Below are 17786 nucleotides of genomic sequence, written 5' to 3'. Positions count from 1 at the left end.
CTGCAAGTCTCGCAGAGCTTCTCTTACTCTGCCGCTTTTATTCCTTCTGTGGTAAATGTGATCTTCCGTTGTTTGTATAACCCACCTGTTGTCATCTTGAACGTCTTTTTACTCATACCGAAGAAACTGTAGATATCATCGGGTGATGACTTGTCGTTGTAGGGCAGGTAGCCATCATTCTCCTTCAGCAGGCGCATTACTTTTGTTGCTTCATCTTCCACACGGGCATAGCCGGGTTTGCCCAACACTACATCGATGCGGTTGTCTTCCGGATAAATATGCTTGATGTATCCTTTGAAGGAATAGCCTTCTGAAATGTGGCGGTAGATTTCGTTGGAATGCAGTACGCCGGTGTGCTTGTGGTTGATGATCATGACATAACCAATATCGGTGCGACGCCAAACGGTGAGATCAACCATGTCCATTTCCTTTACTGTAAGTTCTTCATTGCTGAGGAATGGTTCCAGCTTTTCGGTGGCTGCTACGCGGCCTGTTTGATCATCGATGTATATCTTCACCAGGTACCTGCCGCCGGGACGCATGCCCATCAGCTGTTTTGACTTCGGCACAAAGATATCTTTCATCAGTCCCCAGTTCATGAAGGCTCCCTGTGGGGTAACGGACACTACTTCGAGCATCACGATATCGCCTACTATGCCAAATGGCTTTTGGGTGGTAGCGATGAGCCGCTGGTCGGAATCGTGGTAGATAAACACTGTCAGTTCTTCTCCATCGCGGGTGCCCCTGGGTACGAACCGTTTGGGCAACAGGATGCCATCGGCCCCATCATCGAGGTAAACACCAAATTCTACTGTACGCAACACTTTGAGTGTATTGTACTCTCCTACTTTAATCATATTGTTTCTGAAATATCGGGCGAAGGTACGAAAGGGAAACGTGGGCGTCTCCAAAAGTATTGGTTGCCGGTAAGACGGGAAGGTGTAGCAAATTGAGTATCAACCTTTACCGTTTTATCGGACTTCAGGCTACCACACCGGCGTTGCTTTTAAGCCAACAACCGCCCTGCTGTTTATATGTCGGCCGTATAGACGATGCCGGCTACTTTGCGGATGGCATCGAGGGTTTCCATCAGGAGCAGGGTATCTTCAAAGCGCATGACGGGGCTTTCCGTGAGTCCCTGCTGCAGGCATTGGGACACATGGCGGGCTTCATACTGGTAGCCAAAGCCTTCTTCTTTTTCTACTTCGATGATTTCGCGGGTATCCAGCCGGCCTGAATACCATTCTATGCGGGCGGTAGGATCGAAAAAGCGGGTCGTCAACCTGATGCGCCCTCCCGTGCCGCAGATGTCTACTTCTGTGGCGAGGTCGGTGGCAAAGGTGGAGTACAGCTGGGCCATCGCTCCATTTTTATATTTGAAGAGTACGGCACATTGTTCATCGACGCCTGTAGCAGCAGGGGTCATGCTCGCCTCTATCGTATCCGGCTTACCCAATATGCTCATTGCCATAAAGACGTTGTAGATGCCAATGTCCATCAATGAACCTCCTCCCAATGCCGGATCGTATAAGCGCGGCGATACCGGCTGTAAGGGCCTGAACCCAAAGCTGGCCAGCACGCTTTTTACCGTGCCCAGCTTACCGGCTTGCAGGATCTCCTGTAGTTTTTTGTATTGTGGCAGGAACTTAGACCAGAGGGCTTCCATCAGGAACACTTTTTTCTCCCGGGCCATTTCTATCATGGCTTTGGTTTGCCGGCTGTTGAGGGCAAATGGTTTTTCGCACAACACGGCTTTGCCATGCTGCAGGCATAAGAGGGTATCTTCATAATGCAGGCTATGGGGCGTGGCGATGTAAATGGCATCTACTTCCGGATTGGCCGCCAATGCTTCGTAGCTATCATGGATATGATCGACCGGAAATGCCTCTGCAAAGGCTTTTGCCTTGGCCATGGTGCGGGAACCTACTGCCACCAGGCGGGCTTCTTTCACCAACAGGAGATCGGTAGCAAACTTTTTGGCAATGTGCCCGCAACCTAATATGCCCCAACGAATAGTTTTAGCCATAGAATGTATTTGGTATAGGTGTTAAAAATAGAAAGAAGCGGGGAATATTGGTGTGTTGTTTTGGGCGGCTGTTGTTTTGGATGGCTTAGGCGCTTTCGGCGGGAATATTATCTTTGCGCTCATGCATACTACAGCCGGCAAGCATGTTTTAATTCTTGGCGCCAACTCCGACGTAGCCAAACAGGCTATCAAACTTTACGTAGAACAGGGGCATTCGGTCATTGCAGCCTCCCGCAGCACGGACGAGCTGCACCTGTTTGTGCAAGAGCAAGTCGCTGCGCCTGAAAAAGTGACGGTGCAGTATTTCGATGCGGTAGCTTTTGATACGCACCAGGCTTTTTATGATAGTCTGCCCACTAAACCACACATCGTTGTATATGCTGCCGGCTTCCAGGTGACCAATGAAGAAGCGCTCGTGAGCTGGAAGGGTTCTTATCAGATGATGAATGTGTTGTATTGTGGTGCTGTTTCCATCCTGAACATTATTGCCACTGATGCTTCCAACAACAACCTTGAAAGGATTGTTGGCCTTAGCTCTCTTTCGGGTGTGCGTGGCCGGAAAAGTAATTTTATTTATGGCAGTACCAAGGCTGCGTTTACTACTTACCTCGCGGGCTTGCGGCAGCATCTCTTCGCTCGAAAAATTACTGTAAATGCTATTGTGGCGGGTTATATCCGCAGTAAACTGACGGCTCATTTATCGCTGCCGGAATCGTTGATGCTCGAACCTATCTTCATTGCGCGTGTAATTGTCAATCCTCCCAAGCGCTTTGTTATTGTTCCCGGATTCAAGTGGAAGATCATTTATACTATTCTGCGGCTTTTGCCGGAGGGATTGGTGGCGAAGCTGCCGTGAGTTGTCAATGGTCAGTTGTGAGTGATGTACTAATCACAAAAAATATATTGATCTCTGACATCCATACCTACCTGAATATCGTTTATTAACCGGCGTTCATATTTTAACTGGTTCTGATTGATCGGATAGTAGCATTGTATTTAACCAATCTAACTATTGCGAAAGATCAGCTTATGAGAAAACCGGCTTACCCGTATCGTAGGTGCAACCAAACCACCTATGAATTTATAAGTTTAGGTAAAGAGAAGATTGTCAAAAAAGTGGAATTTTGTGAAACGGAGATAGAGGGTATCGCCAGTGTTGGCTTTGGAGATTTACTGGAAGATGGTACGCTTAGCGACGAAGCCAACTCCAATAATGGCGATTTTATTATGGTTATGACTACCGTAATTAAAATTATAGAAGATTATACAGCTCCCCGACCTCATCAAAAGATCTTTTTCGAAGGTAGTACGCCAAGAAGGACAAGACTATATGGGTGGATTCTGAAAAACCATTACAAAGAATTCACTAAATGTTTTATAATCACTGCGATACAGACCGATACGCTTACAGAAGTGCCGTTTGATCCGGAGCAGCCCCATATATATGATGTTTATATTATTCAAAGAATTTTGTAACTTTACGTATGTCTTTAAAGAAAAATAAAACAGCAAATCGTACACACTTCACAACTAATGAAGGGATAGTTGTTGTTAAAACAGAATCTACTGGCCCGACCTTGTTTCCTGAAAAGCATGCGAGGGCTAATGAAATATTGAAAAAAGCGAAGTTGCTTCCTCCGCTTACCAAGAAATAAAGATAATCTCATCAAGATATTGAAGGGTTGGCATTGACATTCATGCCAACCCTTCTTCGTTTATAGTATTTTTTTCATTCGTTGCCGGCACAAATACCAAATACATTGGTGTAGAGAAGTATGCTATGAAATTAAAAAGCCATCCGGCAATTTGCGGGATGGCTTTCCTGACCCCTTGGTCAGCAGATATTTTGATGGATCGTACTCCGGTTAGGCGAGACCAACCTTGAGTGTCCATGAATGATCTGTAGATTTCATGAATACCTCCTTTTCTTTGATGAATGGGAACACTGAAGTTAAGGAAAAAGTATCATGCTTTCTGTTACTTTGTAAATTTTTAACTTTAGGGTATGGCGAAGCAAAGTGCAGGTATTCTGCTGTACAGGAAAATCCACAAGGACATGGAGGTACTGCTTGTTTTTCCCGGTGGCCCTTTCTTCTCGTTGAAGAAAGATGCAGGGAAATGGAGTATTCCAAAAGGAGAATTTACTGAAGGAGAAACGCCGCTGCACGCTGCTATCCGGGAAATGGAGGAGGAAACGGGATTTAAGCCTGCAGGAGATTTCATCGAGCTAACGCCCATTAAACAAAAGAGCGGTAAAATTGTTCACTGCTGGGCACTGGAAAGTGATTTAGACGTAACATCTATCATTAGTAATACTTTTGAACTGGAATGGCCGCCCAAATCGGGCAAAACGAAAAGCTATCCTGAAATAGTGGAGGCTGCCTGGTTTACCTTCGAAGCAGCCAGAGAAAAGATCAACGAACGCCAGTTACCGCTGCTGGAACAGTTGCAGCAATTGATCCATCGTTAGGGTAGTTTTTTGTAATTTACCGCTGGTTATGAAAGAGATCGAGGATATCATAGAATCATTTAAAAAGGCGCAGGGAGCTGGTAAAAAAACAGCGCTGGCTACCGTGGTGCATGTGGAAGGTTCTTCTTACCGCCGCCCCGGCGCGCGCATGCTGGTGACGGAAGATGGAGAACTTACCGGCGCCATCAGTGGTGGCTGTCTGGAGGGTGATGCGCTCCGGAAAGCATTATTGGCGATTGCCCAGCAACAGAACAAACTGGTTACTTACGATACTACTGACGAAGACGATATTCAATTTGGCGTTCAACTGGGCTGCAACGGTATTGTGCATATTCTTTTTGAGCCCATCGATCCTGCGGCCACTACTCACCCTGTTGCCTTGCTGGAAAAAGCTATGTCGACCGGAAAAGAAAGTGTGGTCGTAACGCTCTTCTCGCTTTTTACTTATGATGGTATTCAGCCTGGCACCTGCCTGCTGCAAACGCAGGATGCTGTGTATGGTAAATTGATCAATCCTGAATGGGAATATGTTGTTGGCAGGGATATTCAAGAAGTATTTGCCACGCAAACTTCTATTCTGCGGGAATACACGCTTGGCGACAATATGGTGAATGGGCTGATTGAATTGGTAAGACCTCCCGTAACGCTCATTATCGTTGGTGCCGGAAATGATGCCTTTCCCCTGGTAAAAATTGCCAATACACTTGGGTGGCATACGACTGTGGTGGATGGCAGGCCGGGGCATGCTAACCGGCAACGGTTTCCCGATGTACGCTCTATTATCACCGGCAAGCCTGAGGCTGCGCTGGAACAAATAAAGCCGGGCGCTCAAACAGCTTTTGTGTTGATGACGCACAATTACAATTACGACAAGGCCATACTGCATTTACTGCTGGGGCAACCGCATGCTTACATAGGTGTGTTAGGTCCGGGCAGAAAGCTGGAACGGATGCTCGATGAGCTGTCAACAGAAAATGGAATAACCATCACTGAAGACATGCGTCGTAATATTTACGGACCTACCGGGCTCGACATTGGCGCAGAGACTGCTGAAGAGATCGCGTTATCGATCATGGCCGAGATCAAGCTGGTACTTTCTGCCAGAGTAGGTAATTCCCTGCGTGATAAACAAGGGTCTATTCATCAGCATGAGCAGTACCTGCAACAACATCCTAAAGCTGGCTCCCTTACAGCCGATCCCATTACCTGCGCCGTTACTGAACAATTCGCCAACAACAATCCATCGGGCATATGACCACTGCTGTGCTGCTGCTTGCAGCGGGTGCTTCTTCGCGTATGGGGCAACCTAAGATGTTCCTCACCTGGCAGGGTGAAACTTTGTTGCAGCATGCCATGTCGGCTGCTGCCCATATCAGTACGCCTGTTTTTGTAGTGACCGGTGAACATACCGATAGGATTGGCGCTGCATTGCAGCAGGCGCCTGTGCAACTCATTCCCAATCCTCAATGGCAGGAAGGCATGGGCACTTCTGTTGCTGCAGGCGTGACGGGTATATTGCAAGCAGGGGGCTCTCCTGAACAGCTCATCATTGTGGTATGTGATCAACCTTTTATTTCTGCCGGGTTGCTGCAACAGCTGATCGATATGAAAGTAAGTTCCGGTAAAGGAATTGTTGGTTGCAGTTATGATAACACTGTTGGTACACCTGTGCTGTTTGACAGGCAATACTTCCCTACGCTGCAAGGATTGAACGGGCAACAGGGGGCCAAGCGGCTCCTGCAACAATATCCGGAAGATGTAGCTACTGTACCCTTTCCACAGGGGAGCTTCGATATCGATACGCCGGAAGATTATGAGCGGCTGACTAATTTGAAGGGATAACAGCGTTTAAGCAATTGGGCTAAAGCCCGAGAGAGAAGTTCTTTGTGAACCTCGCCCTAAAGGGCGAGGCAATTCTGAAAACACCTTTGACAAGGCAAGCGTCCTAAAACTCTGGCGAGACAATTTTTAAAACCCTCCTTCAATCTTTTGCCCCTTAATAATCTTTCTAACAGTCCTTCAGAAATATCCTTAACAGTCCTCCAGAAAATCTTCTTAACAGTAAGTAGCCACAAATCACCCGAAATCCTTAGCATTGTAGACTTAAATGCACCATATGATCCAACACCGCTCCTTTTTTTCCCGTCTATATATTGGTTGTACCATAGCTGCCCTTGTTTGCAGCGCTACAAACAAAGCTATCGCTTCACCGATTGGAGACACGCTGTCGCCGGTATATGAAAATGCCAAACCGGAACTGGTATCGAAACAATTCAGTTTTACGGAAGGACCTGCAGTGGATAAGAAGGGGAACATCTACTTCACTGATCAGCCGAATGATAAGATATGGAAGTATGATACGGAGGGAAAGCTCTCGCTGTTTCTTGATAAAACGGGCCGATCGAATGGCTTGTACATCGACAAGAAGGGAAACATCATTGCCTGCGCAGATGCGGAAAATGAGTTATGGTCTATTAATCCGTCTAAAGCCGTAACGGTCTTGATGAATAATTATGAGGGCAAGAAGATGAACGGCCCTAATGATCTGTGGCTCGACCGCAAGGGGGGGATTTATTTCACTGATCCTTATTATCAACGTGATTACTGGACGCGCAAGGTGGGCGAGCTGGACAAGCAGCAGGTGTATTATCTGGCGCCGGGCAAAAAAGAACCAGTTGTGGTAGCGGGCGACTTCACGCGGCCCAATGGGATCGTAGGCAGCAAGGATGGCAAAACGCTGTACGTGGCGGATATTGGCGCCGGGAAGATCTATAAATACCAGGTGAACAAGGATGCTACGCTGACCAACCGTGAATTATTTGCTTCTCAAACGGCTGATGGCATCACGCTTGACCGGGAAGGGAATCTGTATGCAGCGGGCAATGGCGTAACGGTGTATAATGCGCAGGGGCAAAAGATCGCGCACATTCCTATTCCTGAAAAGTGGACTGCCAATCTTTGTTTTGGTGGCAAGAACAGGGATATCTTATTTATTACTGCTTCTACGGCTGTGTATACCTTGCGCATGCGCGTGAAGGGTATTGAATAATCTTACTGCTATGTTATTATCTTTTAAATTACGTTTATTATATCTCGCCTGTGTGTTCATTCCTGCGGGTGTGTTGGCTCAAACTTCCAAGGTAGCTGCACCTGTGCCCGTGTTGCCGGTGCCTACTACTGCACAGCTTGCCTGGCATGAGATGGAGCTGAATGCGTTTGTACATTTTACCACCAATACATTCACTGACCTCGAGTGGGGTTATGGTGATGAACAGCCGGCGATCTTCAACCCTACGCAAACGGATGCCGGGCAATGGGCCAGGACTTTGAAGGAGGCTGGTTTCAAAACTATGATCCTTACGTGCAAGCACCATGATGGTTTTTGCCTGTGGCCCAGCCAGCATACGGAGCATTCTATCAAGCATAGTTCTTATAAGAATGGCCAGGGTGATATTGTGAAGGAGGCCAGTGATGCCTGTAAGCAATATGGATTGAAGTTCGGGGTATACCTTTCTCCCTGGGACAGGAACCGTGCTGATTATGGAACGCCTGCTTATGTTGCTTATTACCGCAATCAGTTGAAGGAGTTGTTTACGCGTTATGGCCCTGTGGTTGAAATGTGGTTTGATGGAGCTAATGGTGGCGATGGTTATTATGGCGGTGCGCGGGAAAAGAGAAGAATTAACGGGGCTACTTATTACGACTGGCCTACTACGCTGGACCTGGTGCGCAGCATGCAACCGAATGTCATCTTCTTTAGTGATGCCGGTCCGGGTGTGCGGTGGGTAGGGAATGAACGTGGCGTGGCCGGAGAAACAAACTGGAATACGATTTCAACTGATACATTGTACGCGGGTAAACCTAATATTGAGAAACTACTTAACACCGGCTCTGCTGATGGCCAGCAATGGGTGCCTGCCGAAGTGGATGTATCTATCAGGCCGGGTTGGTTCTATCACGCCAAGGAAGACAGCCAGGTGAAAACGCCGGAACAGCTATTCAACATTTACCTTACTTCTGTAGGCCGTGGATCTACGTTGTTATTGAACATCCCTCCTGATCGTCGTGGCTTGTTTCATGAGATCGATGTAAAGTCTTTGCAAGGTTTCTCAGCTATACTGAAAAAAGAATTTGGCAAGAACCTCGCGCTCAAGGCTCCTGTACAGGCAGATAGTTATAGGGGTAAGCAAGCGGCCTTTGCAGCCCGCAACCTGACTGATGGCAATAAGGAAACTTACTGGGCCACTGATGATGATAAAACCACCGGCAGCTTCACTGTCACGCTCCCTGTGCATTCAACTGTTCAATATGTTGTGTTGCAGGAATACATCAAACTGGGGCAGCGGGTAAAAGCTTTCACGGTTGAAGCCTGGCAGGATGGCACCTGGAATAAAATTGCTGATGCTACCACTATTGGCTATAAACGCATTTTGAAGTTCAACCCCGTAAAAACCAATCAGATCAGGGTGACTATCACTGACGCCAAAGCCTGTCCGACGATCTCCAATGTAGCCATTTATTAATTTCTTTTGGGCTGCTGACATAGGGCTGTCAGTGGGTGGTATTAGGTTTGTAGCATCATTTAAAACGAAAACAAATGGCTACAAAACAAACATTCCATGGATTTGCGACCGTCAGTTTCTTTGCTGATGATATGCAAGCTGCTCAACAATGGTATACTGAACTTTTTGGTGTTGAACCTTATTTCCGTCGTCCGGAAGAAGGCGATCCAGGTTATTTAGAATGGCGCATTGGTGATTATCAGCATGAGTTTGGCATTGTTAATAGCAAGTTTCTACCCGGTGGTGGTGGCGCTGCCCAACCAGGCGGCGCTATTCTTTACTGGCATGTCGATGATCTTGAAGGCACGCTTGAAAGGCTGAAAATTATGGGGGCACAGGATCATCTGCCAATTACTCCACGTGGCGCCGGATTTATTACCGCCTCTGTTATCGATCCTTTTGGTAATATTCTGGGGATTATGACCAATCCGCATTATCTGGAAATAGTGAATAAGGAGAAAAAGCTTGATGTGTTTGCCTGAGGGGGGAGAAGTTGATAGGTTGACGAGTTGAAAAGTTGATAAGGGGCCCTAAGGGACCGGGTAATACTCTTTGCTTCGATATACGTTTGCGTTGGTACACGTTTACTTCGCAAGCAGATTTCTCACTACGCCAGCACTGCCTGTTCTTTAGGTCCCGAATGGCTCCGTTCGAAATGACAAAGAGAGTGGACCTTCTTTCGAAATTGATTTCAATATCAAGGGGTGAAGCGCTTCAAATTCCTTATCTTGGTCGAAACCTTTCTTTTAATTCATGAAGACGAACTTCCCTAAATCATTGCTTTGCTGTATTCTTAGCTTTACTGTTTTATTGAACCTGAACGCCCAAAGTACCGCTCCCCTATTTAAAGTTATTGGTTTTTTCACTGCACGAAGTGACCAAGCACATATCAGCTATGTGCACGAGGCCAATAAATGGCTGGCCAAGGTGGCTGCAGAGAATCATTTTGTCTATGATTCGACCAACAACTGGAGTAATATGAACGCTTCTTACCTGTCGCAATACCAGGTGGTGCTGTTCCTCGATACCCGGCCCGACTCTCCTGCTCACCGGGCTGCTTTTCAGGAGTACATGGAAAAGGGTGGCGCGTGGATCGGGTTTCACTTTGCCGCTTTTGCGCTGACTCCTTCTGCTTTTCCGCAAAATTGGGACTGGTACCATAACCTGTTTTTAGGATCAGGCCAATATAAGAGTAATACCTGGCGGCCGACTTCGGCTGTGCTGCGTGTAGAGGATAAGAAATATCCCTTCACCAAGAACCTGCCAGTTACTTTTAAATCGGCCCCGAACGAGTGGTATCGCTGGGAGCATGACCTGCGCAAAAATCCGGATATCAAAATTCTGTTGTCGATCGACTCTACCAGTTTTCCGCTGGGCACTGGTCCCAAACAGCATGAGATATGGCATAGTGGCTATTATCCTGTTGCCTGGACGAATACCAAGTTCAAAATGCTGTACATGAACATGGGGCATAATGATATCGACTATGAACACAAAACGAATAAAGAGCTGTCCCTGACTTTTGATAATGAAACGCAAAGTAAGTTTCTCCTCGATGCTTTGTTGTGGCTGGGGAAAATGAAGAAGGGGCCTATTAGAAAATAATTAGTACTATAAACCAAAACCCCGGAATGGCCTGTTGTCAGGTTATCCGGGGTTTGTGTTTTAGGGGCTTGTCCTATTTAGCAGTGGTAGTTTTTACCGCCTGCGGTTTTATTCATGCAATTGGTTTTTATTAGCTGGTTGAAATCTTGTTAACTGATCTTGTGAACAGACAGGTTATCATAATATATATAACCTACTGTAGGAGACATCCAATAGGATTGGCTGCCGCCACGGAAGGTGTGGAAGGTAACCTGTTTGATCAAGCGTTGCGCATCGTTGGTTGTCCAACGGATGGGAATATCGAGCAGTGTATTTCCATCGATCAATATCTGCGCGCGGCCATTGGTGCTGCTGCCGGTGTTGCTCTTGATGTACATGTGTACCTGGTAGGTTTGTCCCTTGACGAGGCTACCTGATGATGGGTACGATTTTCCGAAATTATCGCCATACTGGCCAGGCTGGTCTCTGTGGTAAACATAGGGATGGAAGTAAACGCGTCCATTGTTGTTGTACCACATCAGGCGCAGGGTGCCGCCATTGCCGTCCCAGGCAGGATCGCCACCTGCATTGCCTTCTCCAATGGCAAAGCCGAAACCTACTTTTCCTCCGCGGCTCCAATCGAACTGGCTATGGAAGCGGATGGTGAAATCGAGTTCATAGGCTGAACCGTCGGACACGTCGATATTGCTGACAATACCGCCAGCTCCTGATAAGGCATTGGGTTCTAATGTTACTCTCAGGCTTCCATTAGAGATCATGGAACGGCCTGCATTCCAGCCACTGATGTTGCCGAAATCGGCAGATGCCTGCCCGCTGGTGTACTGGCTACCATGGGCATAGCTGTCCCAGTTTTCTGAAAAGGTGCTGTTGATGGCATTCAGACCTACCTCATTTGGCGTGGCGCCTGGTTTTTCTTCTGTGAGGGGTTGCTGAATGTCTTGTTTTTTACAGGATAAAGTGGCTACGCTCAGGAATAAAAGCAGCATAGCATAATGGTGTGCATTGGTTTTGATTTGCATTTTTCTTCATTTAATTGGATAGAAAATATAAATAGGACAAGCGACCGTAAACTTTTACAGGTGGGCCTGAACACGCCCGGGCAGGCGTTTTAGCAGCAAATCACTTGGAGTGATTGAGTGCCAACGATGCACAACGGCACTCAATATCACTGAAGATATGTATTGATCCAATATCAATCCTATCATGTATTGGCAATTTAGTAAGCTGTATATTCCTGTTGATCCAATTAAGGGGTTCTCATTAGCTGGTTATTCATTATTTTTACGCTCCATTACTCTATTAAAGAAGTAGAAATGTCGCGGAAAGTTTTAGTCGTCAAGTTAGGCACTGCTGTGATCAGTAACCAGGAAGGGAATATCGATACCGGCATCATCAAAAAGGTGGCTGCTGAGATAGCTGCATTGAGTGCAAAATACTGGCTGGTGTTGGTATCCAGTGGCGCCGTAGGCAGCGGTAAGAAATTCCTGCAGGATTATAAGGGTACCCTGTCTGAACGCAAAGCCGCTGCAGCGGTAGGCAATCCTATTCTTATTCAACTATATGCCCAATATTTCAAACCGCATGGCATTCCCGTGGCGCAGGCGCTTTGTGAGCGGGTGCATTTCTCGAACCGGAAGCAATTCCTGCAACTGAAGGAAACGTTTACCACTTTTTGGGAGAATGGCATTTTGCCGGTGGTGAATGAGAACGACCTTGTGAGTAATGTAGAGATCAAGTTTTCTGATAATGACGAACTGGCTACGCTGATCGCGATCGGCTTTGATGCTTCGTCGCTTATTCTTTGTACTTCGGCCGGCGGCCTGCTCGATGATCAGAAGCAGGTGATACCCCGCATCGAAAAGGTGGCACAGGTAATGAAGTATGTGAGTACAGAGAAAAGCGGGCTTGGTCTTGGTGGTATGATCTCCAAGCTGACTTTTACACGGCTGGCTACATCGCTCGGCATCCAGGTGGTGATCTGCGGGCTAAAGGGTGATCAGCCGATCACCGCAGCGCTGGAAGGGCGTAATGGCTCTCACTTCGTGCCGCAGGCTTCTACGCTGGGGGCAAGGCAAAAATGGCTGGCCAGCGGCTCTGTGACGCTTGGAACCATTCATGTTGATAAAGGCGCCGCCAAAGCGCTGCAAAACCGGAAGAGCCTGCTAACGGTGGGCATTACCAGTGTGACCGGTAAGTTTGCCGTTGGTGAAGTGGTGCAACTGGTAGATGAAGAAGGAATTATCCTGGGCGTGGCCAAAACAAAGGCCGATGCCAAGGCCATCAACGCTCAGCTCACTGTGAAGAATGTGATAGCGGCGCATGCCGATGATATTGTTTTATTCTAATGTTTGCCATTCATGAAAACTGTATTACCTCTCCTGATAAAAACGCATAGGGCTGCTACCAGTCTGCAGGCATTGAGCGCTCAACAATCTCAGCAACTGTTGCGGGCTTTGAGTGATGAACTGGTGGCACAATCAAAAGTACTGTTGAAAGCGAATGCCAAAGACCTTGCGAAGCAGGACCCTGACAATCCGCGTAATGACCGGCTGTTGCTAACAGAGCAGCGGATAAAAAATATAGCTGCCAGTATCAAAAAGGTGGCCAAGCTATCCGACCCTACCGGCAAGGTATTGGAGAAAAGGACACTGCCCAACGGTTTGCAATTACAAAAGATCAACGTGCCGCTGGGTGTGGTTGGTGCCATTTATGAATCGCGGCCTAATGTAACTTTCGATATTGCGGCTCTTTGTTTGCGTAGCCGCAATGCCTGTGTGTTGAAGGGCAGCAGCGAAGCGGCTCATACCAATGAAGTGGGTGTTCAACTCATCAAGAAGGTGCTGAAGGAGTATGGTGTGAATCCCGATGTAGTGACATTGTTGCCGCCATCCCGCGAAGTAGTAGACCAACTGTTTACTGCTACAAAATATATCGACGTGCTCATTCCCCGTGGCTCTGATAGCCTTATTCAATATGTACGTAAAAACAGTCTTGTGCCTGTGATCGAGACCGGCGCCGGCGTGGTGCATGTATATGTTGAACGCAATGCCGACCTGCAAAAGGCAGTGAACATTGCCGTAAATGCGAAGGTTTCGCGCCCTTCTGTGTGCAATGCTGCCGATACACTGCTGGTTGATAAGGGTGTGGCCAAGGCTTTTCTGAAACGCCTGCAGCCGGCTTTCAAGGAGCATAACGTAGAAGTATTCGCCGATAAAACAGCTTATGACTTACTGAAGGGTTATCCGCATTTACAAAAAGCAACTGCTGCCGATTTCGGGCGGGAGTTCCTGAGCCTGAAGTGCGCCATCAAAGTGGTTGAAGATATGGATGAAGCACTGGAACATATTGCCTCCTACTCTACCAAACATTCTGAAGCCATCGTATCGGAGAATAAAAAGGCGTGTGAGCGTTTTATCCGTGAGGTGGATGCTGCAGCAGTATACACCAATGCTTCTACCCGCTTTACGGATGGTGAAGAATTTGGCCTGGGTGCAGAGATCGGTATCTCCACGCAGAAGTTACATGCGCGTGGACCTTTTGCGCTGGAAAAGCTGGTTACTGAGAAATGGGTGATCCGTGGCAATGGGCAAATCCGGTAATGGCTACTGGAGGGTTATCTTCCAGATACATCTGTATCCTGCATCTGATACGTAGATCAGCCCATCATTTTGTGCAGCTACTCCACTAACTATGTCCAAGCGTATAGCGCGGGCAGCTTCTTCGAAGTAATCTGGTCCTACCAACGATAAAGAAACCGGCATCGGGAATGATCCTTGAAGAGGTAACAATCCACCGGGTGGGCAACTGCCACCGCATTGTGAATTGGTGTTGCGATGTCCTACGCCTGCCAAGGTAATTACCTGACCGGATAAGCTGCTACGTCTTAGCGCTCCGTTGGAGCCATCGGCCACGTATAGATAAGTACTTGTAGCAGCGATGGCCCTGGGATAAGAGAACTCTACAGCAGCACCGGTCGCATCGTTCAAGCTTTCGGCATGTACCTGACCAGCCGTAACCGAACGGGTTCCGGCACTGGTAATACGAGTAATGCCCTGGAATACACTAGAATACCCGCTAACATAATACATGTCTGTACCAACAAACGTCAGGCCGGCGGGTATCAATACTTCTGCATTACCCATGGGGTTTGTCTGGCTGCCGGGCATTGTTGTAGTGACTCCTTCTGGTGTAATTCTTCTGATCTGTGAGGCAATTGGAGCTGTTCCATAAATCTCTCCTACGTAAATATTGCCTGATGCATCCAATGTCAACCCCTGGCCCTTGTCATTATCGCCCGGCAGGTAAGCACGCTGGTTGCCAAAATTAAAGCTGGCGGCTGTGCCTGTGCCGTTTGTGTTGCCAGCGGTACCACTACCAGCCAATGTAGTTATTGTTGTAGGTGTAGTGATATCAATCTTCAATACACGGTGCACCGTAGCATCGGCCACATATATGCAATTCCTGGTACGATCGAGTCCGATACCTACCAATCTTCCAAATTCGCCGCCAGCTCCCGCAAATGGGGTAACTACTCCTGCCGGTGTGACTTTCAAAATAACATCGTGTGTAAATTCCTGATCGATCACGTATATGTTTCCTGCTGCATCGAGTGTCATTTCTGCAGGTTCGCGGAAAGTACCATCCGGGGCACCTTTTCCATAACCAGCTAAAATTTGCCCTCGTACTGTGGGCCTGTAGACAAAATCACAGCGTGGGCATAGGCGTGCCTGGTAGTTTTGTAGCAGCAGTCTTATGGATACATTGATGGTCAGCGACCGGGCCATGAGCGGAACGCGCGTAAGGAGGTAATTTTTTTCTGCTTTTATAATAACCGCGTCTATTGCGTCGAACTTTATAATTCCTTCTTTGGTGAGGTCTGCCGCCTGGTTCAGGGCAATAAATTTATCGGATTCGAGCCTGATCAACCGACCGGCATAAAAATCCTTGATGGCCATTCCTGTCGAGTCATACATCGTAACGTCTTCTATTGCATCTGGCGGGGTATTACTTTCGTTGGGGAAAGGCAACTTGACACAGGAGGATAGCAGTAGTAACAACAATGTGGATATAACAACAGGACGTTTCATACGTAATGTTTTACATGGTAAATGAATGAGGAGGTGTTTACGCAGGGCTGGTCCTTCAAAGATAAATGGCCCTAATCAGCCTAAAGCTACATGATGATGTAGTGCCGGCTTTAGATAAGAAAACGGCAGGTTAATAAAATTACTGGCTTATAGCAGGTTAAGCAATACCATTTTGTGGTAAATGCCTATTATAACCCTAACTCTTTCAGGAATGGGTCTTTATAGTTGCTGCCGATGGGTATTTCTGTTTTATTGATGTATACGCGGTTACCTTCGATGAGGATAATGAAGGACTTATTGATGATAAAGGAGCGGTGCACCCGGATGAATAATGCGCGGGGAAGTTGTTGCTCGAACTGGGAGAAGGTCATGCCGGGCATGTAGGTTGTTTGCGGCGTAACTATTTTGATGTAGTTGCCACTGGCTTCGGCATATAAGATATCCTTGTGGGGTATCCTAAATATCTTGCTGTCGGTTTTGACAAACAATGCGTCGTCTATCCGGGTCTCTCCGGTTGTTGGCTGAGCGGGCGGAATGTATTTATTCAGCTTTTCTATGGCCTTATCTACCGCCACTATAAAGCGCTCCATAGAAAATGGCTTAAGCAGGTAGTCGCAAGCGGCCAGGTCGAATGCATTTAATGCGTACTCTTTGTAGGCTGTTGTGAATATAACCTCGGGCGGATCTTTTATTGTTTTGAGGAATGCGATACCATCCAGCACCGGCATATTGATGTCGAGGAAAAGTATGTCGACTCTCTGCTGCTGCATTATTGCTTTTGCCTCCAGGGCATTGGCGCAGGAAGCTACCACATTCAGGGTTGGCAAATGTTTGCAATATCCTTCTATGATCTCCCGGGCAATGGGTTCATCATCCGCAATAAGACAATTGTACTGCTCCATTTTTATTTCGATTTTACCTGCAACACCACAATATAATGATCGTCTTCATCATCTATGTTCAGGGTATATTCATCTTTATACAGTAATTCCAGTCTTTTTTTCACATTATCCAAGCCAAATCCGCTATGTTCATTCAGTACGCCTTTTGATATGTTAATGGGCTGGCTTGAATTTTTTACTGAAAAGAGGATGTTTTTGCCCCATACTTTAAGTTTAACATCGATAAATATCTTTTGTTCTGTCGTATTCTTTGCATGTTTGAAAGCATTCTCGATGAATATGATCAGCAGCAGGGGCGCTATCCTGATCCTGGGGTCTATGTGGTATTCCAACTCGGTGGTCAATACCAGTTTTTCTCCCACTCTTATTTTTTCGAAGTCTATATAGTTATGAATATACTCCAATTCATTTTTTAAGGGAACGAATTGTTCCCGGGCGTCATATACTGAATACCGGAGCAAGTCGGACAACTTCAATAATAACGGGGGTACACTTTCGTGGCGGGACAATGAGATCCCATAAATATTGTTGAGCGTATTGAAGAGGAAATGGGGGCTTAGCTGGCTTTGCAACAATTTTAGCTCGCTTTGGCTTTGTGCTGCATCGGACCTTGCCTCCCGCAACTGGTTCTTAACGGTCGAACGTACCATTTTGATCAACATGCCCGTGCACAAGCTCATTATCAACAAGGGCAGGGCGATGAATAGCAACGACAGGAAATGCTTTTCAACGACGATCGAGAATTGAACTGTAAAAAAGATCAATACGAGGCTTGCCACAATAATGATCGACAGCAAAATAAAAAAACGGACAGGAATGATCTTGTATTTGTTGGTCCACATCTGCGCCATGTACATACCAACATATACGCCTGCAAGAAAGTAAGTAGCAATCAAAAATGAGATCGGTTCATCGCCACGGTCTACCAGCATCACTGTAAAGGAGTGTACGGTAATAACCAGTGGGATAAACGCCAGCACGGTAAAGAATGCATATCGCAACGTCGTACTTCGCCATATTGAGCGTGCTATGTTCGTCAGCTTCCCCATATTAAATATTTTTCTTTTGGTATTGCCTGCAAATCTGATGGGCAATTTCTGTATCCGAAAACTTACCTGATCAACCGGGCCGTTC

The 17786-nt window shown here is 47.0% G+C and carries 18 protein-coding genes; 12 read left to right on the top strand and 6 right to left on the bottom strand.

Annotated features, from left to right (window positions below; translation table 11 throughout):
* Positions 1–23: 23 nt before the first annotated feature.
* Both AC5JBY_RS14255 and AC5JBY_RS14250 read right to left on the bottom strand, forming a co-directional pair.
* A complete protein-coding gene (locus AC5JBY_RS14255; RefSeq protein ID WP_495905276.1) occupies positions 24–857 on the bottom strand; it encodes a CvfB family protein in 834 nt (277 codons plus the stop codon).
* A 173-nt stretch (positions 858–1030) separates the two neighbouring features.
* Positions 1031–2026, bottom strand: a complete 996-nt coding sequence (locus tag AC5JBY_RS14250; RefSeq protein WP_495905275.1) for a Gfo/Idh/MocA family protein — start codon at positions 2024–2026, stop codon at positions 1031–1033.
* A 121-nt stretch (positions 2027–2147) separates the two neighbouring features.
* Here AC5JBY_RS14250 and AC5JBY_RS14245 point away from each other — a divergent pair, with 121 nt between their 5' ends.
* The 10 genes from AC5JBY_RS14245 to AC5JBY_RS14200 all read left to right on the top strand — a co-directional run bounded on the left by AC5JBY_RS14245 (position 2148) and on the right by AC5JBY_RS14200 (position 10663).
* Entirely contained in the window at positions 2148–2882 is a 735-nt protein-coding gene (locus AC5JBY_RS14245; RefSeq protein WP_495905274.1) for an SDR family NAD(P)-dependent oxidoreductase, read from the top strand.
* A 173-nt stretch (positions 2883–3055) separates the two neighbouring features.
* A complete protein-coding gene (locus tag AC5JBY_RS14240) occupies positions 3056–3502 on the top strand; it encodes a DUF6934 family protein (protein ID WP_495905273.1) in 447 nt (148 codons plus the stop codon).
* Between the two features lie 8 nt (positions 3503–3510).
* A complete protein-coding gene (locus AC5JBY_RS14235) occupies positions 3511–3681 on the top strand; it encodes a hypothetical protein (RefSeq protein WP_495905272.1) in 171 nt (56 codons plus the stop codon).
* Positions 3682–4031: 350 nt separating this feature from the next.
* Complete coding sequence (locus AC5JBY_RS14230) at positions 4032–4496, top strand: NUDIX hydrolase (protein WP_495905271.1); 465 nt, start codon at positions 4032–4034, stop codon at positions 4494–4496.
* 28 nt (positions 4497–4524) lie between these two features.
* Positions 4525–5751, top strand: coding sequence for an XdhC family protein (locus AC5JBY_RS14225; protein WP_495905270.1), 1227 nt, complete (start codon positions 4525–4527; stop codon positions 5749–5751).
* A complete protein-coding gene (locus tag AC5JBY_RS14220) occupies positions 5748–6338 on the top strand; it encodes a nucleotidyltransferase family protein (RefSeq protein WP_495905269.1) in 591 nt (196 codons plus the stop codon). Before AC5JBY_RS14225 ends, AC5JBY_RS14220 begins: the two co-directional genes overlap by 4 nt.
* A 274-nt stretch (positions 6339–6612) precedes the next feature.
* Positions 6613–7545 (top strand): SMP-30/gluconolactonase/LRE family protein, encoded by a 933-nt coding sequence (locus tag AC5JBY_RS14215; RefSeq protein ID WP_495905268.1) that lies wholly within the window; start codon positions 6613–6615, stop codon positions 7543–7545.
* Between the two features lie 10 nt (positions 7546–7555).
* Complete coding sequence (locus tag AC5JBY_RS14210; RefSeq protein ID WP_495905267.1) at positions 7556–9019, top strand: alpha-L-fucosidase; 1464 nt, start codon at positions 7556–7558, stop codon at positions 9017–9019.
* 74 nt (positions 9020–9093) lie between these two features.
* Positions 9094–9540, top strand: coding sequence for a VOC family protein (locus AC5JBY_RS14205; RefSeq protein WP_495905266.1), 447 nt, complete (start codon positions 9094–9096; stop codon positions 9538–9540).
* Positions 9541–9811: 271 nt separating this feature from the next.
* A complete protein-coding gene (locus AC5JBY_RS14200; RefSeq protein WP_495905265.1) occupies positions 9812–10663 on the top strand; it encodes a ThuA domain-containing protein in 852 nt (283 codons plus the stop codon).
* 149 nt (positions 10664–10812) lie between these two features.
* Here the strand turns inward: AC5JBY_RS14200 and AC5JBY_RS14195 are convergent, their stop codons facing one another.
* Complete coding sequence (locus AC5JBY_RS14195) at positions 10813–11682, bottom strand: polysaccharide lyase (RefSeq protein WP_495905264.1); 870 nt, start codon at positions 11680–11682, stop codon at positions 10813–10815.
* Positions 11683–11976: 294 nt separating this feature from the next.
* On the opposite strand from AC5JBY_RS14195, the gene proB reads away from it, so the two are divergent.
* Together proB and AC5JBY_RS14185 are read left to right on the top strand one after the other, a co-directional pair.
* On the top strand, positions 11977–13008 hold the full coding sequence (gene proB / locus AC5JBY_RS14190) for a glutamate 5-kinase (protein WP_495905263.1): 1032 nt from the start codon (positions 11977–11979) through the stop codon (positions 13006–13008).
* 12 nt (positions 13009–13020) lie between these two features.
* Entirely contained in the window at positions 13021–14262 is a 1242-nt protein-coding gene (locus AC5JBY_RS14185; RefSeq protein WP_495905262.1) for a glutamate-5-semialdehyde dehydrogenase, read from the top strand.
* 3 nt (positions 14263–14265) lie between these two features.
* Here the strand turns inward: AC5JBY_RS14185 and AC5JBY_RS14180 are convergent, their stop codons facing one another.
* From AC5JBY_RS14180 to AC5JBY_RS14170, 3 genes are all read right to left on the bottom strand, one after another.
* Complete coding sequence (locus AC5JBY_RS14180; protein WP_495905261.1) at positions 14266–15750, bottom strand: NHL repeat-containing protein; 1485 nt, start codon at positions 15748–15750, stop codon at positions 14266–14268.
* Between the two features lie 188 nt (positions 15751–15938).
* Positions 15939–16652: a LytR/AlgR family response regulator transcription factor gene (locus tag AC5JBY_RS14175; RefSeq protein WP_495905260.1), complete on the bottom strand. Its 714-nt coding sequence runs from the start codon at positions 16650–16652 to the stop codon at positions 15939–15941.
* Positions 16653–16654: 2 nt separating this feature from the next.
* A complete protein-coding gene (locus AC5JBY_RS14170; RefSeq protein ID WP_495905259.1) occupies positions 16655–17701 on the bottom strand; it encodes a sensor histidine kinase in 1047 nt (348 codons plus the stop codon).
* Between the last annotated feature and the right edge of the window lie 85 nt (positions 17702–17786).

The sequence above is a fragment of the Paraflavitalea sp. genome (genome assembly GCF_059502485.1).
Note: the sequence above shows the minus strand (reverse complement) of the source record. Positions and strands in the feature narration are given on the sequence as shown.